Raw genomic sequence first — 18,705 nt, forward strand, 5'->3', positions numbered from 1 at the left:
GCTGGAGGACAGTGTTTTCTTGGCAGGCGCGGCATATGCGTTCCGTCCGTCTTGTTTTGGGGGACGTATCAGCATCACAAAGCGCAAACCTGCGAACCGCATGGCAACAATCACGGGGCCACCCGACGCCAAAGACGCCCATGACCACGAGGCATGTTCACACTACGTGACATTCACCTGCCGTGACGTGCTAGTGAAGTTTTATGAAACCACGCTTCATGAGTGACACCGGACGTTCCAAGGCTACACGCCGCCTATGGGAATGACAAGATTGGAGTTGACGCACTGCATGAGAAAACGGCGTGCATGCCGCGCATTGCGCACCACGCCGTGGGTGGGAACAGCGAATATTCGCGTGTCGTGATGTTGCCTATGCGTGATGAGGGATGACGCTGTATCCGTTCGAACACAGCGCGGTCCTGACCTTGGTGCAATGTGCGCCTTCGCGCGACTTCATTCAGTCGATGCGCAGTTCCATGCATGTCAGGTCGAGCCAGCGACCGAATTTCGTGCCCACTTCGCCGAACGTGCCGACGATGCGAAAGCCGAGCTTCTCGTGCAGACGGATCGACGGGGTGTTCTGCGCCTCGATAGCGGCGATCATCACGTGAACGCCGATGGCGCGGGCGCGCGCGATCAGCTCGCGCATGAGCGTCTCGCCGAGACCCGCGCCACGCGCACGCTTGTCGATGTAGATCGAATGCTCGACCGTGTGGCGATAGCCGTCGAACGCGCGCCAGTCGCCGAACGAGGCGTAGCCCACGACCTCGCCGTCGCGCTCGGCAACGATGACGGGATAGCCGCGCTTCACGCGCGCGGCCAACCACTCACGCCGGTTCTCGACGTCCACGAGCACTTCGTTCCAGATGGCGGTCGTGTGTTCGACGGCATCGTTGTAGATATCGCGAATGACGGCGAGGTCGGCGTCGGTGGCATCGCGAACGATGAGTGTGGCGGTCATGAGAGCCTTCGGTGAAGTGGACGATAAATCGGCAAACGATTCCTCCATTTTACTGGAAATTTATTTCTATTAAACTGGATGCCATGGATATCAACGAACGCATCGCCCGACGTGTGCGCGAACTGCGCAGCGAGCGCGGCTACTCCCTCGACACGCTTGCCGAGCGCAGCGGCGTGAGTCGCTCGAGCATTTCGCTCATCGAACGCGCGCAAACGAGTCCCACGGCCAACGTCCTCGACAAGCTTGCCACGGCGCTCGACGTCACGCTCGCTTCGCTCTTCGACACTCAGGTGCGCGACGATGCGCCGCCCTCGCCCGTCTCCCGCCGCGTAGACCAGCCGGTGTGGCGAGACCCGGACTCGGGCTACGTGCGGCGCAATCTGTCGCCTGCCGAGCCGTCGCCGTTGCAGTTCGTCGAGGTGCAATTCCCGCCGGGCGAGCGTGTCGCGTACGACACCGGCGCACGCGAGAACGAAGTGTGGCAGCAGATCTGGGTGATCGGCGGCACCATCGAAGTCACGTTGGGCAAGACCACGTGGCGGCTCGACGCCGGCGACTGCCTGGCGATGCGGCTCGATCAACCGATCGGCTATCACAACCCCACAACGGCAACGGCGCGCTATCTCGTCGGACTCGTTACGCTGCCGTTCGTCCCTGCCAGGAGAATACCGTGACGCCCATCATTACCGTGCAACGCCTCGATGGCACGCAGGCCGCTGCCGCCATCGACGCCCTCGCCGACGTGCTGATCGATTGCGTGGAAGGCGGCGCGTCGGTGAGCTTCATGCTGCCGCTCGCGCGCGAACGCGCCACCGCCTTCTGGCGCAAGGTGGCCGACGGCGTGGCGCACGGCGAACGCGCATTGCTCGTTGCACGGCGCGCATCGGCGGCATCCGGTGGAAAGCCTGATGGAGAAATCGTGGGCACGGTGCAACTCGTGCTCGACCTGCCTGAAAACCAGCCGCATCGCGCCGACGTGGCCAAGATGCTCGTGCACCGCTCTGCGCGACGTCAGGGGGTGGCCCGGCAGTTGATGGACGCGCTCGACGAGGTGGCACGGGCCGAAGGGCGTCACGTACTCGTGCTCGATACGGTCACGGGCGGCGATGCGGAGCGACTCTACCAGCGCGCCGGCTGGCAGCACGCCGGCGAGGTGCCGAAGTACGCGCTCATGCCCGACGGGGCGTTCTGCGCGACGACGTTCTACTACAAGCACCTCTGACGCCCGCCGGCAACCTCGATAGAACGAGGGGGGGACGGCGGACGGACTATGCAAACGACCTCCGCGTCAGCACAGCGCAGCCAGCCCGTCAAGCAGCGCCTTGTGAAACACGGCGGGGTCCTGCATCTGAGGCGCGTGACCGAGTTCCGGAAACTCCACGGAGACCGAATTGGCGATGGCCGCCTGCGTCGCTTTCGCCAACGCTGGGTAATGGCCGATGCGCGCCTGCACTTCCGGCGGTGAAAAGTGATCGGATTGACCAGGACGAGTTGCTGCGTCTCGGCCGGATACATCAGCGCATATCGTACGGCGAGCATGCCGCCGGTCGAGTGGCCGATGATCGTAACGTCCTGAATGCCCAGCGAGGCGAGCAGCGCATGCGTGTTGTTTGCCAGTGTTGCAATGGCGTCATGAGCGAGGGCGTGTCGTGGCACACGCGAAGAAGGCGCAAAGCCGAGGGAGACGATGGCCCGATTGCGCCACGGCAAATGTCTACGCCTGCAGTGTGCCGCAGTGGACCTCCGTTGCCGAAGCAGGTCCACCCGGTGCATTGCCGGCCACCGTCCCAACCGGCGACCAACGGGCAGACACCGCCGATGGCTCTGCGTTAGGCACAGCGTCTCGGATACGCAGTATCGTGTTGAATCATCAGGCCGTCCTTTTACGGCTGGATCAGGGCCTCCCGAACCTGCGCATAGGTGAGGACGGTGAATGAAGCGACGAACAATTGAGTCATCGTCGATAAGAACCGCCCATTGGCATCAAAAACAACAATAAACAATGAACTTTAAAGTTATTTACTTCAAAATTTAGATATATCGAACGAAGAGGGTCGAATGCGATTTCATGTGCATCACACCCATCTGTATCCCGGCGCCCGTCTGACGGCGCTGGACGAACCGCCCTTCGCGGCCGGCGCCACGCAGGATGTCGTGCTCGAATTCAGCGATGGCGCGGGCAGCACCGGCCTGTGCCGACGTCTCGCCGACGATGCGCTCGCACTCGACGTCGCGGCATACCGCACCGCGGCCGGCACCCTACTCCCCGCCAAGCACTGGCTGCTCTCCCCGGCCGGCGAGCGCAACATCTGGCAGGTCACGGCCAAACGAGACACGCCGGCATAACCCCTCGAATTCAAGGGGTATTTGTAAAATCCGCCAATCAATTAATTCACATATTAATTAATTTCTCGACGTCCCCGCCTCGAATATGTTTCGGTACCCGCAACGCTATCGTTGTGGGTGCTCACACCCCACACACGCCAAAGTAAGTGAGCGCGAACCCCACTGCGGCGGGGTTTGCTGCCGTTTATCAATACTTCAAACGTGCGTATAAGCAAGCTCTCACTTTGGAAACCGAAAGAATTGCGTAAAACCGGAGCGCATTCTTCCATCGAACGCATGACTGGGGCGACGTTGACGCGTCGAGAACGGTTTTCAGGAGGGACAAGGAAACTCGGTAAAATCCGCTGCGGCACGGAGGGGGTGGGCGCAACGCAGCGATGTCCGGCATCCCGCTCCGACGCAGCATCTCGCCGAAGTCCCGGCGTGCACGCCGCTCAATGGAATACACGCATCAGATGAAAGCGCCCAGCAACCTGATTACCGGTGAAGTACGGACGAAAATCCGCAGCATGATTCTCGACTCGGAGCTCAAGCCGGGGCAGCGCCTCATCGAGGACGATCTGATCCAGTTGCTGAACGTCGGCCGCACGCCCGTGCGCGAAGCGTTGCTGATCCTGCAGGGCGAAGGCCTCATCGCCCGCAATCGCGGCTGGGAAGTCCAGGGCGTCGACCATCTGCAGATCCAGGCCATCTTCGAGAGCCGCGCGGCCATCGAGGCCGAGACGGCCCGGCTGGCGGCACGCAAGATCACGCCCGAGGCCTGCGACGCGCTCGCCGCACTCATCGAACAGATGGAGCCGGGCGGCCATCGGCCACGGCTGGCGCTCAACCGCCTGAACACGGAATTCCACGAACAGGTCGCGAAAGCGGCCGGCAACGTGGTGCTCGCCCAGTTTCACGAACGCGCCCAGTTCTATTACTGGGCGCTGCGTGTGCCCGTCATGTTCTCGGACGAACAACTGATCGCCACCAACCGCGAGCACCGCGAATTGCTTGCCGCGCTGCGCGCTCATGACGAAGATGCGGCCGAGCGCATCGCACGCGCTCACGTCGAGACGACGCGGGCCATCGTCGAGCCCGCCCTGCCGCGCTGATCGCGATGCGCCGGGCGAACGTGCACGGCGACGATACTGTACAGCGCCACGTCAGCCCTTCATGCCCAAAGAAGGGCTGACGCGCATTTTCCGTAATTCACGGCCGAGACGGCTCGTCGGCGATGAATTCCCGGCTGGGTCACGTCTCCTCGGACGGCAATCTGCGGCCGGGACTTGTCCCTTTTTACGGCGATCGTGGCGCATTCAGAAAAACCCCGTGTATTAATAGGATTTTCCTCTCCCCAACGAAACAGGAAAGTCGATCATGATCAGTTACGTCACCGTAGGCGTCAGGGACATAAAGAAAAGCCGGGCGTTTTATGGCGCCATCTTTGCAAAGCTCAACCCTGATATCACGGAACTGTTCGAAATTCCCGGAAAGGACAAGGAAACCCAAGAGGATGGCGTAGTGGAAGTCATCTATGGCGACAAGGCCAGGCCGGACGCCCCTCTCTTTGCCCTCATCAGACCGTTCAACGGAGAACCTGCCACGCACGGCAACGGAACGATGGTGGCATTTCCCGCGGCAAACGAAGACATCGTGAAGGACGTTCACGCCGAAGCGCTACGCCTGGGCGGGCGGAATGAAGGCGATCCTGGTATCAGAAGCGACGAAGGAATCGGCTGGAAGCTCTACCTGGCTTATTTTAGAGATCTGGATCAAAACAAAATCGCCATCGCCAATATTGAAGCATTGAAGTGACCCACTGAAAGCGCCATGGCGGTTTGCGGAATGCCCGTCGTAGGCGAGCGAGGCGCGCCTTCGCCCGCTTGCCGAGCGGGCGGAGTTTTGACATAGCGAATCAGGGGCGCCCCGACGATCTCCCGAAGGTCTATCTAGCGCACCAGATAACCGGCGACCCGCCAACGGCCATCCACACCGAAGACCATGGTGACCATCTCGTGCGCGTCGAGCTTGTGCTCGAACGCCGTGTCGTACTGAATCACCACATACTCGCCGTCGGGTTGTCCGGGAATGGTGCGTGTGAAAACCGCGTCCTTCGTTTTACGCGACTTGACCTTGCCCAGCGGCGCACGCGCGACCTGCAGGTTGTCGGCCCACGCGTCAGGTGAAATGGCGCGCTGGAAGACCGGCGCGGCCTGCTCCCAGCTCTGACCCGCGCGGTTGATGTCGACGAGACCGAGCCAGAGATTCGCCGCTTCGAGGGCCGGACGCACGTCGCGATTGATGTCGGCCGCGGGCGCCGCGACATTGCTTGCCGGCGCGGCGAACAGCGGCGGCTGCGCCGAGCGGCGCTGCATCGGTTCCTGTGCGTGAACGGCCGGCGCCGCCAGCGCGGCGGCGGCGCCGAACGCAAGCGTCACCTGACGAAACCAGCCCGAACGCAACGGGAGGGCGCGATGGGAAAGGCGGAAAATCTGGGAAAAAGGGGCAAAGGGTGAGAGGTGAAACCACGGCATCGACGCAAGCTCCTGAAAACCGGAAAGACCCGCCCGACATTCTACCGGCGTGCGCCGCGGCAACGCTGTAATGGTGTCACGCTGTAACGCGCGACGCGGCGTACATTACAATGCACAACACATGCCGCTCCCCCCGCTGTCATCATCATGTTGACGACGTCCTTGCTCGCGATCACCTCACTGCTCAGCTTCATGATGTTGCTGATCGTGGGATCGCTGCTGCGTTCGCGCGTGGCAGGCGTGCGCGAATGGTGCGGCGCCAACGCCGCGGTGCTCGTCGCGCTGCCGCTCTTCGCCCTGCGCGGCGTGGTGCCCGATGTCCTCTCGATTCCCGTCGCCAACATCACGCTCGCGGGCGGCCTGCTGCTCTATTACGCGGGTTGCGCGCGCTTTCTCGGTCAACCGCAGCACTGGCGCGCGTTAGGGGCGTTGCTGGGCGTGTTCTCGGCCGCCATCCTGTTCTGGTTCTACGGCGTCGACAATCCCCAGGCGCGCGTCATCCTCGTCTCCGGTTTACACGCGGCGATGCTGCTTGCCACGGCCGTGCTCATCGTGCGCCACATCCCGCCGCGCCGTCACCCCTACAACTACTGGCTCACGGCCGGTCTCGCGGCGGCCTTCGCCATCGGGCATGCGATCCGGGGCCTGGTCTTCGGCATGACGCCCGCGCCTGGGCCCGAGGTGTTCGCCCCCACGACGTTCAACGCCGTGATGCTCACCATCGGCTCGATCGTGATGCCGGCCATGACCATGGGCTCGGTGCTGATGATTCACGATGCGATGCTCGCCACGGCCGAGGAAGCCGCCAACCGCGACTACCTGACGGGGGCGCTCTCGCGCAAGCGCTTCGACCTGATGGCACGTCAGGAGATGGGGCGCGCGCTGGCCCGCGGCTGGCCGCTGTCCATCGTCGTCATCGATCTCGATCACTTCAAGCAGATCAACGACACGCACGGCCATGCGGGGGGCGACACCGTCCTGCGCGAGTTCGTGAAGCTCGTGCGCGACACGCTGCGCGAGGGCGACTCCTTCGGGCGTCTGGGCGGGGAAGAGTTCGCCGTGCTGCTGCCCGGCACCGATACCGGCGGCGCGATCCGCATTGCCGAACGTCTGCGCACGCAGGCGAGCCGCCATCTCGTGGCCGGACCGTTCGGCGTTTGCCACTACACGCTGAGCGGCGGCGTGGCGACCTGGCACGAGAACGAGAGCTTCGAAGCACTGTGCATGCGCGCCGACCGCGCGCTGTATGCCGCCAAGATCTCCGGGCGCAACCTCGTGCTCTCCGACGTACTTTCCAGCGACGAGACAGCCCCCGAGGCGGGCTGAGTCAGCGCCACTTCACGTCGTCCCCACCGAGCGCGCTCAACGCCCCGAGCCGTTCCCGCTCTCCGCGAAGAACTCGCGGTGCATGCGCGTCACGTAGGCCGTCAGGTTCGGATGCTTCCCGATTTCATCGCGCAACGTCATGCGGAAGTGCGGCGACGCCGCGCTCCCGATGAAACCGAAGGCGGTGGCATCGGCGCCGCACGGCTTGTCGCCGAAGAAGTACGGCTTGTCGCCGAGCAGCTCCGCGGTCGCCAGAGCGCCACGCGCGAGCAACTGCGCCCGCTCCTGCGACGTGAAGCGCGACGTACCCTGCCCGTGCAGCGTGCCTCGAACCTTGCGGCGGATGAACGCCTGCGCGAGCGGCCGCACCGGCCAGGGAATCGCCTTGAAGAACGACGCCGGTCCCTTGGCGAAATTCTCGTCGTCGCACCAGCGCTCTTGCACCACGTGCCAGTAGAAATGGTCTTCCAGCGCCTTTTCGAACATCCATGCGGCGCCGCGTTGCTCGGGCGTGAGCCCGGCGTCGAAGTCGAAGCCGTACTTGCGCTCGATGTGCAGCCGGATCAGCGTGGAGTCCGCCACGATCTGTCCGTCGTCGTCGAGATACGGCAGCTTGCCCTTGGGGGCGCGTCGAAAGCCGCCGCGGTCCGTCCGATACGGCAGGCCGGCGAGCTTGAGCAGCATCTCGGCCTTGACCACGAAAGGACTGGCGTCCGGCATCCCGAACGCGGGGCCGAAGGTGTACAGGGTCAACATCAGGGGCAGCTCCTGTGCAGTGGGAATGGCGCAGAGTATTACATGCCGACGCCGACTCGTTTTCAGCGTTTACCTGCTTTACAGGCAACACAACCGCCCGCCGAAGGCTGTGCAGAGGGTCCCCGAGACCTGACTCGCACACTGTGAATTTATACAGTATTATGTTCCCCAATCGAGGAACGTCTTATGGAAATCATCGACTGGGATCAACTGGCGCTAAGCGCCGCCGAACGCGACCTTGCCGGCATCGTGCGGGAGATTGCCGCGCGCTACGAACTTCGCCGCCACGCCGGACACGAGACATCCGGGGGTGAGGCCGCGGCCGGCATCATGTCGGACCGGCTGGACTGGCGCACGCTCGTCGCAATTGCCGACGAAGCGGAAGCCGACATCGGCCTGCACGCCCGGCACGAAGCCTGGGTGCTGGCCAGTGTTCTGCGCCTGCCCGGCGACGAGGCCTTGCGCCGCGCCGGCGAACTGCCGCCGCTCGATGCACCGGTGGACCTGCAATGGCCGGACGCACCCGCGCCCGCCGTGTTCCGGGCCATCGTCGCCGCATTCGCCGGCGAAGATTCGCACGGCGAGGATGCCGCGACGCTGATCCGATCCGCAGCCGCCGCGCCGGCCGCTTCCGCCATGCCCGCACGCGGTTCGTCGTGGGCGGCCTGAGCTGCTCGAGCGGCCTGGGCGACCTCGCTCACTTCGGATAGCACAACACACAGCGACATGATGGAAATCGCCGTCGAATCCGCGCAAGCGAAGGTCGCTGCCGAAGCGATCGATCCCGACGTGCTCGCGCGCTCGCTGCCTGCGCCGATGGTGTTCGTCGATCTGGAGACGACCGGCGGCAACGCGCTCGACGACCGCATCACCGAAATCGGCGTGGTCGAAGTCGGTCCGCACGGCGTGGAACAGTGGAGCACCCTGCTCGACCCGGCCGAACCCATCCCGCCCTTCATTCAAAGGTTGACCGGCATCACGAACGAAATGGTGCGCGGCCAGCCATCGTTCGGCACACTCGCCGAAGGTCTGGCGGAGCGACTGCACGGCAAGCTGTTCGTCGCGCACAACGCGCGGTTCGACTACGGCTTCCTCAAGAACGAATTCAAGCGCGCGGGCATTGCGTTTCAGGCGGACGTGCTGTGCACCGTGCGTCTGTCGCGCCTGCTGTTTCCCTCTGCCGCGAGGCATGGCCTGGATGCCCTCATCGCACGCTTCGGCCTCGCCCCGCTCGGGCGCCATCGGGCGCTGGCCGATGCCGATCTGCTCTGGCAGTTCTGGCAGAAACTCCACACCGTCTACACGCCCGACCTGATCGCACGGGCCGTGCAGCGCGTCACGAAACGCTCGAGCCAGCCGCCGCAATTGCCCGACGAAGCGATCGACGCCCTGCCCGACGGCCCCGGCGTCTACCTCTTCTACGGCGAAGGCGACACGTTGCTTTACGTCGGCAAGAGCGTCGATGTCCGGGCGCGCGTGCGTTCGCACTTCTCCAGCGATCACCAGGTGGCCAAGGATCTGCGCATCTCGCAAGAGATCCGGCGCGTGGAAGTGCGACGCACCGTCGGCGAGCTGGGCGCCCTCCTGCTCGAATCGCAGTGGGTCAAACAACTGCAGCCGGTGCACAACCGCCTGCTGCGCCGTGCGTCCAGTCTCTACAGTTGGCAACTCGGCGCGGATGACGACACGCCACAACTGGTCAATGCGAAGACGGTCGACTTCGCAAGCGCCGGGACGTTGCATGGCACGTTCACATCGCGCAGCGGCGCGGAGAGCGCGCTGCGTGCGCTGGCGGACGAGCACCGGCTGTGCTGCGCCCAGCTTGGGCTGGAGAAGGTCGCGGCAGACCGGCCGTGTTTCGGCTATCAGGTCAAACGATGTGACGGCGTCTGTGTCGGCGAAGCGCCGCTCGACGCACATACCGCGCGCGTGCGCGACGCCCTCCGCGCGCTGCATCTGAAGACGTGGCCGTACGAGGGGCCCATCGCCATCGAGGAGCGCGGCACAGGCGGTGCGTGCGACGGCGGTCCCGAGGTCGAATATCACGTCATCGACCGCTGGCAATACCTGGGCAGCGTGACGTCACCAGCCGCGTTCGACACGCTGCTCGACGACATGCCCGCCGTCACCGGCTTCGACCCCGACATTCATCGCTTGCTGGGAAAGCGTCTCGCCGCCTCGCTCGCACCGGACGACGCGCCGGCGGCATCGACGTCCGCCCCCGCACCGCTCGTCGTACTGCGTCTGACGCGCCCCGCGTTTCGCCTGACGCCCGACGCCCCTCCCGAAGCCGCGCCCGTGAAGCGCCGCCCGTCGTTGTTGCGACGCCGACCGCCCCGCCCCGAAGACCCCGCCCAGTACCGGCTGCCGTTCGACAGCCAGTGACGGCCGCCGGGCGGCGTCCCGTCCGAACATGCCCGCCCACTTCTATTTATTTCCCCCCGCCGTCACCTAGGCAAAACCCGCCTTTGCACGCCCGAGAATGAGCATATAAATATTAAGTATTTGCAAGGCGCATGCTAAAGGTCGAAGAATACGCAATCCGAATACAACAGGGTTTGCGTCATCGATGGCCGTGGCGTCGTCGATGACGGGGGCTGGCACAGGGCACGTGTGCGGCTCCCGCTTCCCCACCGCAACACCCCGCCACACCGAGCCAGATGGAATTACGACAACTCGAGGCCTTCGCGGCAGTCATGTCGACCGGTAGCGTCACCGCGGCCGGACGTCTGCTCGGGCGCTCGCAACCGGCCATCACGCGGATGATCCAGGAGCTCGAAGCCGAAATCGGCTACGCCCTGTTCGCCCGCAGCGGTCCACGCGTCACGCCGACCGAGCAGGGCTTCCTGCTGTTCGAGGACGTCGAGCACGTGCTGGCCGGGCTCCAGCAGATTCGCGCCCGCGCCGACGAGATCGCGCGCGGTCAGAGCCGCCCGCTGCACGTGGCTGCGACGTCGGCACTGGCCGCCGGACTCGTGCCGGCCGCCCTCGCCCTGCCGGGGCTCGCGCACGACACCGTCCACATCCAGATGCGCAGCACCTCGCCCGAACAGGTCGTGCATGCGGTGCTCACCGGCGCGGCCGACATCGGTGTGACGAGCCTGCCGCTCGAGCATCGCGGCATCGTGGTGCACTGGATCGGCGAATCGGCCTGCGTGGCGGCCGTGCGCAGCGACGATCCGCTTGCCGGTCACGAGCGCCTGCCGCTCGCCGCGTGCGCGGGGCGGCGCATCATCACGATGCAGAACCCCTACCGGCTGCGCCGCCGTCTCGACCAGGCCTTCTCGCAAGCCGGCGTGGCGCCGGTCGGTCTCATCGAGACCAACGCGTCGATCAACGCGATGAGCGCCGTGCGCGCCGGGCTCGGTGTCGCCGTGCTCGAACCCGTGACGGCGTACGGACTGCCGCTCGAAGGCGTGGCCGTGCGCCCCATCGACGCGGATATCCCGTTTTTCTTCGGCGTCATCACCCGCGACGCGCGCGAGCCGTCGCCCGCCGCGCTCGCCTTCGTCGGCGCCCTGGCCGATGCCGCGCGACAGTTGCTGCCCGACTTCGCACAGCGCGCCGCCACCGAACACGCCCAAGTCCTGCAGTCGCTCTACGGCGATTTGCCCGCACTCAAGGAAGCATCGTCGTCATGACTCAGTCCTCAACCTCCGCCACCGGCCTGCGCGCGCTCGAAGCGCGTCTGCGTCAGGACCTCGCCTGGCTAGAACTGCCCGCCAAGCGCTGGGTCCCCGAACGCACTTTCCGCGATCAACCCGTGCTCGACGTCGCCATCGTCGGCGGCGGCATGGCCGGACTGGCGGCCGCGGCGTCGCTCACGCATCTCGGCGTCGGCGCCGTGATCTTCGATCAGTCGCCGCGCGGCTTCGAAGGCCCATGGGCCACGACCGCGCGCATGGAAACGCTGCGCTCGCCCAAGCAACTGACCGGTCCCGCGCTCGGCCTGCCCGCCCTCACGTTCCGCGCATGGTTCGAAGCCCAGTTCGGGCTCGACGCCTGGGAAGCGCTCGACAAGATTCCCCGCTTGCAATGGATGGACTATCTGCGCTGGTACCGCGAGGTGCTCGCCATCGACGTGCGCAACGAGCATCGCGTGACGGCTGTGACGCCGATCGGGGCCGACGGTATTGTGGCGCTGTCGATCACGTCGCCCGAGGGAGAGCGCACGGTCTACGCGCGTCACGTCGTGCTCGCCACGGGCCGCGACGGCCTGGGCGGACCGACCGTGCCCGGCTTCGCGCGCGACCTGCCGCGCCGCTTCTGGGCGCACTCGTCCGACGCCATGGACTACGCCACGCTGCGCGGCAAACGCGTCGGCGTGATCGGCGCGGGTGCCTCGGCCATGGACAGCGCCGCGACCGCGCTTGAAGCGGGCGCCGCCAGCGTCGACCTGCTCATCCGCCGCGCCGACATTCCGCGCATCAACAAGGGCAAGGGGGCGGGCAATCCGGGCCTCACGCACGGCCACGTCAACCTGCCCGACGAATGGAAGTGGCGCATCCGCCACTACGTCAACGTGCAGCAGGTGCCGCCGCCGCGCGGCAGCACGTTGCGCGTGTCGCGTCACGAGAACGCGCGCTTCAACCTCGGCGCGCCGATCCTCGACGTCACGCCGGTCGGCGACGCCTTGCACGTGCGCACCGCGAAGGGCACCTTCGTGCTCGACTTCCTCGTGTTCGCCACCGGCTTCCGCATCGATATCACGAGCCGTCCGGAATTCGCACCGTTCGCGAAGTTTGTGCGCAAGTGGAGCGACCGCTACACGCCGCCCGCCGGCGACGAGGACATCGAACTGTCGGATTCGCCGGACCTGGGCCCGTCCTTCGAGTTTCTCGAAAAGACGCCCGGCGCGTGCCCGGGACTGGAGCGCATCCATTGCTTCTGCGCGCCGGCCACGCTCTCGCATGGCGCGCTCTCCGGCGACATTCCGGCCGTGAGCGAAGGTGCGAAGCGTCTGGCACAAGCGCTGGCCGGCACGTTCTATCGTGAGGACGTCGAACATCATTACGCGAACATGGAGGCGTACGCCGAGCCGGAAGTCTACGGCGACGAGTGGACGCCGGCCCCGCCGCCACTCGATGCCGAGCCCGGCAAGGAGCGCACGGCATGAGCGCCTGGATTCTGCGCCGCGTGCTGCAGGCGGTGTTCGTGGTCTGGCTGATGACGCTCATCGTGTTCATCGGCCTGCATGCGATCGGCAATCCGGTCGACATCCTGATCGGGCAGGACGTCGATCAGGTCGATCGCGCGCGCATCATCGCGCAACTCGGCCTCGATCAGCCGTTGTGGCGCCAGTACCTGTCGTTCCTCGGCGGCGCACTGCATGGCGAACTGGGCAACAGCTTCGTGTACAACGTGCCGGCCATCCAGTTGATTCTGCAACGCCTGCCCGCCACGCTGGAACTGGCCTTCGCCGCGCTGGTGCTCGCCGTCTTCATCGGCATTCCGCTCGGCCTGTTCGCCGGCCTCTATCCGCGCAACCCGATCTCGAAGCTGCTCATGACGGGAAGCATCGTCGGCTTCTCGCTGCCGACGTTCTGGGTCGGCCTCATGCTGATCATGTTCTTCTCGGTGCATCTGGGCGTGCTGCCGGCGAGTGGTCGCGGCGAGACGGTGAACGTGTTCGGCGTGGAATGGTCGTTTCTCACCGCGGACGGTCTGCGTCACCTGATTCTGCCCGCGCTCAATCTTGCGCTGTTCAAGATCTCGCTGGTGCTGCGTCTCACGCGCGCCGGCGTGACGGAAGTGCTGCCGCAGGACTTCGTGAAGTTTGCTCGCGCCAAGGGACTCTCGCCGCTGCGCGTGGTCGTCATGCACGTGCTGCGCAACACGCTGATTCCGCTGGTCACCGTGCTCGGCATCGAGTTCGGGTCGACCATCGCGTTTGCCGTGGTCACGGAAAGCGTGTTCGCCTGGCCCGGCGCCGGCAAGCTCATTCTCGACAGCATCAACTCGCTCGACCGCCCCGTCATCGTGGCGTATCTCATCGTCGTGGTGTGCCTGTTCGTGTCGCTCAACCTGATCGTGGACGTGCTCTACAAGTGGCTCGATCCGCGAGTGCGCGTGGAGGCCGCTGCCTGATGTCGCTCAATCCGCCGTCCCCTTCCTCGCCCGGCGGCAATCCCGCGCCGGCGTTCGCGGCCGAACCGGTACCGATGCGCCGCGAGTCGCCCTGGCAGCAAGGCGTGCGCGAGTTCCTGCGCTCGAAGAGCGCCATGCTCGGGCTTGTCCTGCTCGTGGTGCTGGTGGCCGCCGCGCTCGCCGCACCGTGGATCACGCCGCAAAATCCGTACGACCTGATGCAGCTCGACGTGATGGACGCGCGTCTGCCGCCGGGCACCGCCAACGGCGCCGCCACGTATACCTACTGGCTCGGCACCGACGGCCAGGGCCGCGACCTGCTCTCGGGCATCATCTACGGCCTGCGCATCAGCCTGGGCGTGGGTGTCGGCTCGGCACTCGTCGCCGGCATCCTGGGCACGATTCTTGGGCTCGTCGCGGCCTATGCCGGCGGACGCGTCGACGCCTTCATCATGCGGCTCGTCGACCTGTTGCTGTCGTTCCCGTCGATTCTCATCGCGTTGATGATCCTCGCCTATGTCGGCAAGGGCATCGGCAACGTGGTGCTCACGCTGGTGGTGCTCGAATGGGCGTACTTCGCCCGCACGGCGCGCGGACAGGCGCTCGTGGAGTCGCGCCGCGAGTACGTGGAAGCGGCGCGCTGCCAGGCCATTCCGAACTGGCGCATCGTGCTCGGCCACATTCTCCCGAACTGCCTGCCGCCGCTGATCGTCGTGGGCTCGCTGCAAGTGGCGCGCGCCATCACGCTCGAAGCGACGCTCTCGTTCCTCGGCCTCGGCGTGCCGATCACCGAGCCTTCGCTGGGCCTGCTCATCGCCAACGGCTATCAGACGATGCTCTCCGGCGAGTACTGGATCAGCGTGTATCCCGGCCTGGCGTTGCTGCTGACGGTCGTCGCCATCAATCTCGTGGGCGATCGCCTGCGCGACGTGTTCAATCCAAGGTTGCAGAAATGAGCGGCGCCGTGTCCTCCCCCTCTTCCTCGTCTTCCTCCTCGCCTCCCGCGTCGTCTTCGCTGACGCTGGAAGTGCGCAATCTGCGCACGCAGTTCGTCACGCGCGCGGGCACGCTCCCCGCCGTGGACGACGTGTCGTTCTCGTTGCCGCCCGGCCACATCATGGGGCTGGTTGGCGAGTCGGGTTCGGGCAAGTCCGTGACCGGCTTCTCGATCATGGGTCTGGTCGATGCGCCGGGCCGCATCGTCGGCGGCGAGGTGCTGTTCCAGGGGCGTGATCTCACGCGCTTGTCGCCCGCCGAGCTGCGTCGTCTGCAAGGCAATCGCATCGCGATGATCTTTCAGGACCCGATGATGACGCTCAACCCGGTGTTGCGCGTCGATGTACAGATGATCGAAGCGGTGCGCGCGCATCAGCGCGTTTCGAAAGCGCAGGCCCGCGAGCTGGCGCGCGACACGCTCGGCATGATGGGCATTCCGAGCCCGGACGAGCGGCTGCGCGCGTATCCGCATCAGCTTTCGGGCGGCATGCGTCAGCGCGTGGCGATTGCGATTGCCATGCTCCACCGCCCCGATCTCATCATCGCAGACGAGCCGACCACCGCGCTCGACGTCACCATTCAGGCGCAGATCCTCTCGGAGGTGCAGAAGCTCGCTCGTCAGCACGGCACGGCGCTCATCTGGATCACGCACGACCTGTCGGTCGTCGCCGGCCTGGCCGATACGGTCGCGGTGATGTATGCGGGGCGCATCGTCGAACAAGGCGCGGTCGACGCCGTACTCGATGCGCCACAGCACCCCTACACCGCAGGCCTCATCGGCAGCCTGCCCAGTCTGAACAAGCGCGGCCAGCGTCTGCGCCAGATTCCCGGCATGACGCCGAATCTGCTCGCCATGCCGGCCGGCTGCGCGTTCGCCTCGCGCTGCGCGTATGCCAGCGCGGCCTGCGCACAGCGGCCCGAGATCACGCAGACATCGCCGGGCCGCCTGGTGCGTTGCTTCCATCCGGGCGCCGCGCTGCAAAAGGAGATGGTATGAACTCGCCGCTGCCACAAAGCCAGCCAGGCCAGCCTGGCCAGCCCGTAAGCGCCGGCTACGGCAAATCGAACAGCCCGAGCGCCACGCTGCCCGTGCCCATCGTGTCGCTGCGCGGCGTGAGCAAGCGCTTCGGCGAACGACGCGTCGGTGCGGCGCAGCGCCTGCTCGGGCGCGTCGGCCTCGCCCATCCGCCGGCCGTGGTGCACGCCGTCGACAACGTCGACCTGATCGTCAAGCCGGGCGAAGTCGTCGGCCTCGTCGGCGAGTCGGGTTGCGGCAAATCCACGCTCGGACGCATGCTCGCGGGGTTGCTCAAGCCGTCTTCCGGAGACATTCAGATTCACGGCCGTCCGGCCGAATCGCTGAGCGCCGAAGAGCGGCGCGACGCTCGCCTGAAGATTCAGATGATCTTCCAGGATCCGTACGCGAGTCTGAATCCGCGGCTGCGCGTCGACCGCATCGTCGGCGAAGGCGCGCTCGTGCACGGCCTGACCGATCGGGCGGGCTTCGACGATTATGTCAGCGCCCAGTTGCAGCGCGCCGGCCTCGATCCGGCACTGCGTCACCGGTATCCGCACCAGTTCAGCGGCGGGCAGCGTCAGCGCATCGGCATCGCCCGCGCGCTGGCCGTAGCGCCCGATCTGCTGGTATGCGACGAGGCCGTCGCGGCGCTCGACGTGTCGATCCAGGCCCAGATCCTCAACCTGTTCATGGACCTGCGCGAGCAACTGCGTCTCACGTACGTGTTCATCAGCCATGATCTCGGCGTGGTCGAGCACCTGTCCGACCGCGTGGTGATCATGTATCTGGGCCGCATCGTGGAAAGTGCGCCGGTCGAAGAGATCTTCCGCCGCGCGAACCATCCGTACACGCAAGCGCTGCTCGCCGAGATTCCGCGCATCGACGTGCGTCACAAGACGTTCTCGGCGATTCGCGGCGAAATTCCGAGCCCGATTGCGCCGCCGGGCGGTTGTCACTTCCATCCGCGCTGCCCGCACGCCATGCCGCGCTGCCGCACGGAGGTGCCGACGCTGCGCGGCGTGGCCATCAACCACGTGAGCGCCTGTCATCTGAATGACGCCTGATATGCCCGCAGACGCTCGACGTCTTCGCCTTCTTTCACTCTTCAACGACCAGGATTGATAATGAAACGCTTCTTGTTGTCCTCGCTGGCGGCCGCCTTGCTCGCGACGAGCGCCGCGGCCTCCGCCCAGACGCTGCGCATCGCCTTTGCCGACCCGCTGTCCTCGCTCGATCCGCAACTGAACAACCACGCGGGCGATCGCTCGGTCGACCTGCACTTCTGGGATCTGCTCGTCGAGAACAAGTGGAACAAGCTGCAGCCGGGCCTCGCCGTGTCGTGGAAGGCGCTCGACGCCAAGACGTGGGAATTCAAGCTGCGCCCGAACGTGAAATGGCACGACGGTCAGCCATTCACCGCCGCCGACGTGATCTATTCGTATCAGCGCGCACGCAACGTGCCGGGCAGTGTGGCGACGTACGCCGGCTACCTGCGCACCATCGACACGATGAGCTCGCCCGATCCGCTCACGCTCGTCGTCAAGACAAAGATACCGAACCCGGATCTGCCGCTGAATCTCGCTTCGGTGCATATCGTAAGCAAGCATGTGGGCGAGAAATCGAACACCGACGACTACAACGCCGGACGCGCGATGGTCGGCACCGGCCCGTTCAAGTACGTTTCGTACACGCCGGGCGATCGCGTCGAGATGGTGCGCAACGACAACTACTGGGCCGGCAAGTCCGAGTGGGAGAAAGTCGACTATCGCTACATCAACAACGGCGCCGCCCGTACGGCAGCCCTGCTCGCCGGCGACGTGGACGTGATCGACAAGGTCTCGGCGTCGGACATCCCGCGCCTGAAGAAGTCGCCGAACGTGACGGTGTTCCCGTACCCGGGCCTGCGCGTGATGCTGCTGCAACCGTCCTTCCGAGAAGGCTCGAATCAGTACATCACCGACAACGCCGGCAAGCCACTGGCGAAGAACCCGCTGCTCGACGTGCGCGTACGCCGTGCACTCTCGCTCGCCATCAACCGTGAAGCCATCGTCACGCGCATCATGCAGGGCACGGCCAGCGTGGCCAATCAATGGATGCCGAAAGACACGTTCGGCTACAACCCCGAAGTGAAGGACATTGCGTTCGACGCCGCTCAGGCCAAGAAGCTGCTCGCCGAGGCCGGTTACCCCGAGGGCTTCAAGCTGACGATGCATGTGCCGAACGACCGCTACCCGCAAGGTCCGGAAACGGCGCAGGCGGTGGCGCAGTTCTGGACGCGCATCGGCGTGAAGACGCAGGTGGAAGTGGTGCCCTGGGCCGTGTACTCAGGCCGCGCGAACAAGAACGAATACGCCGTGTCGATGCTCGCCTGGGGCAACGGCACGGGTGAAGCGAGTTATGCGCTCGTGAACGTGCTCGCGACCGTCGACGCCAAGAAAGGGCTGGGCGCCTCGAACTGGGGCCACTACAGCAACCCGGCCGTGGACAAGGCGCTCGATGCGTCGACCGCGGAATTCGACGAAGGCAAACGCGAGGCGATTCTGCGTCAGTCGGTCAAGGTGGTGTCGGACGACGTGGGCGTGATCCCGCTGTATCACTACCAGAACATCTGGGCCGCACGCAAGGGGCTGAAGGTCACGCCGTTCACGAGCGATCGCACGGTGGCGATGCAAGTGACCAAGGCCGCCAAGTGAGCCGGC

The 18,705-nt window shown here is 65.4% G+C and carries 19 protein-coding genes; 15 read left to right on the plus strand and 4 right to left on the minus strand.

All coding sequences use genetic code 11. The features are described 5' to 3' along the window. Positions 1 to 457 precede the first annotated feature (457 nt). Positions 458 to 961 carry a GNAT family N-acetyltransferase gene (locus tag RO07_RS18840; RefSeq protein ID WP_039404839.1) on the minus strand — a complete coding sequence of 168 codons (504 nt, stop codon included), beginning with the start codon at positions 959 to 961 and terminating at the stop codon, positions 458 to 460. Between the two features lie 83 nt (positions 962 to 1,044). Here RO07_RS18840 and RO07_RS18845 point away from each other — a divergent pair, with 83 nt between their 5' ends. After that, complete coding sequence (locus RO07_RS18845; RefSeq protein WP_039404841.1) at positions 1,045 to 1,635, plus strand: helix-turn-helix domain-containing protein; 591 nt, start codon at positions 1,045 to 1,047, stop codon at positions 1,633 to 1,635. After that, a complete protein-coding gene (locus RO07_RS18850; RefSeq protein WP_039404842.1) occupies positions 1,632 to 2,183 on the plus strand; it encodes a GNAT family N-acetyltransferase in 552 nt (183 codons plus the stop codon). The genes RO07_RS18845 and RO07_RS18850 overlap by 4 nt, the downstream gene beginning before the upstream one ends. On the opposite strand, the gene RO07_RS26945 is transcribed toward RO07_RS18850, so the two are convergent. Beyond that, positions 2,168 to 2,734 carry an alpha/beta fold hydrolase gene (locus RO07_RS26945; protein WP_418303691.1) on the minus strand — a complete coding sequence of 189 codons (567 nt, stop codon included), beginning with the start codon at positions 2,732 to 2,734 and terminating at the stop codon, positions 2,168 to 2,170. The genes RO07_RS18850 and RO07_RS26945 overlap by 16 nt on opposite strands. 285 nt (positions 2,735 to 3,019) lie before the next feature. Between RO07_RS26945 and RO07_RS18860 the strand changes: the two genes are divergently transcribed. The 3 genes from RO07_RS18860 (at position 3,020) to RO07_RS18870 (ending at position 5,104) form a co-directional block, all read left to right on the plus strand. Further along, positions 3,020 to 3,307, plus strand: coding sequence for a hypothetical protein (locus tag RO07_RS18860; RefSeq protein WP_052266719.1), 288 nt, complete (start codon positions 3,020 to 3,022; stop codon positions 3,305 to 3,307). A 509-nt stretch (positions 3,308 to 3,816) separates the two neighbouring features. Beyond that, positions 3,817 to 4,401 carry a GntR family transcriptional regulator gene (locus RO07_RS18865; protein WP_160118100.1) on the plus strand — a complete coding sequence of 195 codons (585 nt, stop codon included), beginning with the start codon at positions 3,817 to 3,819 and terminating at the stop codon, positions 4,399 to 4,401. Positions 4,402 to 4,666: 265 nt separating this feature from the next. Next, complete coding sequence (locus RO07_RS18870; RefSeq protein ID WP_039404843.1) at positions 4,667 to 5,104, plus strand: VOC family protein; 438 nt, start codon at positions 4,667 to 4,669, stop codon at positions 5,102 to 5,104. 134 nt (positions 5,105 to 5,238) lie between these two features. On the opposite strand, the gene RO07_RS18875 is transcribed toward RO07_RS18870, so the two are convergent. Next, positions 5,239 to 5,823, minus strand: a complete 585-nt coding sequence (locus RO07_RS18875) for a DUF4019 domain-containing protein (protein WP_084072706.1) — start codon at positions 5,821 to 5,823, stop codon at positions 5,239 to 5,241. A gap of 147 nt (positions 5,824 to 5,970) precedes the next feature. Between RO07_RS18875 and RO07_RS18880 the strand changes: the two genes are divergently transcribed. Beyond that, positions 5,971 to 7,149: a GGDEF domain-containing protein gene (locus RO07_RS18880; protein WP_039404844.1), complete on the plus strand. Its 1,179-nt coding sequence runs from the start codon at positions 5,971 to 5,973 to the stop codon at positions 7,147 to 7,149. Positions 7,150 to 7,185: 36 nt separating this feature from the next. Here RO07_RS18880 and RO07_RS18885 read toward each other — a convergent pair whose 3' ends face one another. Next, a complete protein-coding gene (locus RO07_RS18885) occupies positions 7,186 to 7,905 on the minus strand; it encodes a glutathione S-transferase C-terminal domain-containing protein (RefSeq protein ID WP_039404845.1) in 720 nt (239 codons plus the stop codon). 186 nt (positions 7,906 to 8,091) lie between these two features. On the opposite strand from RO07_RS18885, the gene RO07_RS18890 reads away from it, so the two are divergent. From RO07_RS18890 to RO07_RS18930, 9 genes are all read left to right on the plus strand, one after another. After that, the gene (locus RO07_RS18890) at positions 8,092 to 8,574 is read left to right on the plus strand and encodes a DUF2471 family protein (RefSeq protein WP_039404846.1); all 483 of its coding nucleotides are present in this window, start codon (positions 8,092 to 8,094) and stop codon (positions 8,572 to 8,574) included. 57 nt (positions 8,575 to 8,631) lie between these two features. Beyond that, complete coding sequence (locus RO07_RS18895; protein WP_052266722.1) at positions 8,632 to 10,290, plus strand: 3'-5' exonuclease family protein; 1,659 nt, start codon at positions 8,632 to 8,634, stop codon at positions 10,288 to 10,290. 275 nt (positions 10,291 to 10,565) lie between these two features. After that, complete coding sequence (locus tag RO07_RS18900) at positions 10,566 to 11,546, plus strand: LysR family transcriptional regulator (protein WP_039404847.1); 981 nt, start codon at positions 10,566 to 10,568, stop codon at positions 11,544 to 11,546. Next, positions 11,543 to 13,021, plus strand: coding sequence for a flavin-containing monooxygenase (locus tag RO07_RS18905; protein WP_039404849.1), 1,479 nt, complete (start codon positions 11,543 to 11,545; stop codon positions 13,019 to 13,021). Before RO07_RS18900 ends, RO07_RS18905 begins: the two co-directional genes overlap by 4 nt. Further along, positions 13,018 to 13,992, plus strand: a complete 975-nt coding sequence (locus RO07_RS18910; RefSeq protein WP_039404850.1) for an ABC transporter permease — start codon at positions 13,018 to 13,020, stop codon at positions 13,990 to 13,992. Before RO07_RS18905 ends, RO07_RS18910 begins: the two co-directional genes overlap by 4 nt. A gap of 74 nt (positions 13,993 to 14,066) precedes the next feature. Further along, positions 14,067 to 14,948 (plus strand): ABC transporter permease, encoded by an 882-nt coding sequence (locus tag RO07_RS18915; protein ID WP_039412862.1) that lies wholly within the window; start codon positions 14,067 to 14,069, stop codon positions 14,946 to 14,948. Between the two features lie 8 nt (positions 14,949 to 14,956). Next, the gene (locus tag RO07_RS18920) at positions 14,957 to 15,985 is read left to right on the plus strand and encodes an ABC transporter ATP-binding protein (protein ID WP_237171295.1); all 1,029 of its coding nucleotides are present in this window, start codon (positions 14,957 to 14,959) and stop codon (positions 15,983 to 15,985) included. Beyond that, positions 15,982 to 17,070 carry an ABC transporter ATP-binding protein gene (locus tag RO07_RS18925; protein WP_084072708.1) on the plus strand — a complete coding sequence of 363 codons (1,089 nt, stop codon included), beginning with the start codon at positions 15,982 to 15,984 and terminating at the stop codon, positions 17,068 to 17,070. Before RO07_RS18920 ends, RO07_RS18925 begins: the two co-directional genes overlap by 4 nt. A 60-nt stretch (positions 17,071 to 17,130) precedes the next feature. Beyond that, the gene (locus RO07_RS18930; RefSeq protein ID WP_039404853.1) at positions 17,131 to 18,699 is read left to right on the plus strand and encodes an ABC transporter substrate-binding protein; all 1,569 of its coding nucleotides are present in this window, start codon (positions 17,131 to 17,133) and stop codon (positions 18,697 to 18,699) included. The last annotated feature ends 6 nt before the right edge of the window (positions 18,700 to 18,705 follow it).

It is taken from the genome of Pandoraea pulmonicola (assembly GCF_000815105.2).
GTDB classification, from domain to species: Bacteria; Pseudomonadota; Gammaproteobacteria; order Burkholderiales; family Burkholderiaceae; genus Pandoraea; species Pandoraea pulmonicola.

Bases quoted from the DNA above. Each gene is read 5' to 3' on its own strand.
- RO07_RS18845 (WP_039404841.1), top strand. From the start codon at position 1,045: ATGGATATCAACGAACGCATCGCCCGACGTGTGCGCGAACTGCGCAGC.
- RO07_RS18925 (WP_084072708.1), top strand. From the start codon at position 15,982: ATGAACTCGCCGCTGCCACAAAGCCAGCCAGGCCAGCCTGGCCAGCCC.
- RO07_RS18870 (WP_039404843.1), top strand. From the start codon at position 4,667: ATGATCAGTTACGTCACCGTAGGCGTCAGGGACATAAAGAAAAGCCGG.
- RO07_RS26945 (WP_418303691.1), bottom strand. From the start codon at position 2,734: ATGCACCGGGTGGACCTGCTTCGGCAACGGAGGTCCACTGCGGCACAC.
- RO07_RS18900 (WP_039404847.1), top strand. From the start codon at position 10,566: ATGGAATTACGACAACTCGAGGCCTTCGCGGCAGTCATGTCGACCGGT.
- RO07_RS18880 (WP_039404844.1), top strand. From the start codon at position 5,971: ATGTTGACGACGTCCTTGCTCGCGATCACCTCACTGCTCAGCTTCATG.
- RO07_RS18915 (WP_039412862.1), top strand. From the start codon at position 14,067: ATGCGCCGCGAGTCGCCCTGGCAGCAAGGCGTGCGCGAGTTCCTGCGC.
- RO07_RS18875 (WP_084072706.1), bottom strand. From the start codon at position 5,823: ATGCCGTGGTTTCACCTCTCACCCTTTGCCCCTTTTTCCCAGATTTTC.
- RO07_RS18905 (WP_039404849.1), top strand. From the start codon at position 11,543: ATGACTCAGTCCTCAACCTCCGCCACCGGCCTGCGCGCGCTCGAAGCG.
- RO07_RS18890 (WP_039404846.1), top strand. From the start codon at position 8,092: ATGGAAATCATCGACTGGGATCAACTGGCGCTAAGCGCCGCCGAACGC.
- RO07_RS18865 (WP_160118100.1), top strand. From the start codon at position 3,817: ATGATTCTCGACTCGGAGCTCAAGCCGGGGCAGCGCCTCATCGAGGAC.
- RO07_RS18885 (WP_039404845.1), bottom strand. From the start codon at position 7,905: ATGTTGACCCTGTACACCTTCGGCCCCGCGTTCGGGATGCCGGACGCC.
- RO07_RS18910 (WP_039404850.1), top strand. From the start codon at position 13,018: ATGAGCGCCTGGATTCTGCGCCGCGTGCTGCAGGCGGTGTTCGTGGTC.
- RO07_RS18840 (WP_039404839.1), bottom strand. From the start codon at position 961: ATGACCGCCACACTCATCGTTCGCGATGCCACCGACGCCGACCTCGCC.
- RO07_RS18930 (WP_039404853.1), top strand. From the start codon at position 17,131: ATGAAACGCTTCTTGTTGTCCTCGCTGGCGGCCGCCTTGCTCGCGACG.
- RO07_RS18860 (WP_052266719.1), top strand. From the start codon at position 3,020: ATGCGATTTCATGTGCATCACACCCATCTGTATCCCGGCGCCCGTCTG.
- RO07_RS18895 (WP_052266722.1), top strand. From the start codon at position 8,632: ATGATGGAAATCGCCGTCGAATCCGCGCAAGCGAAGGTCGCTGCCGAA.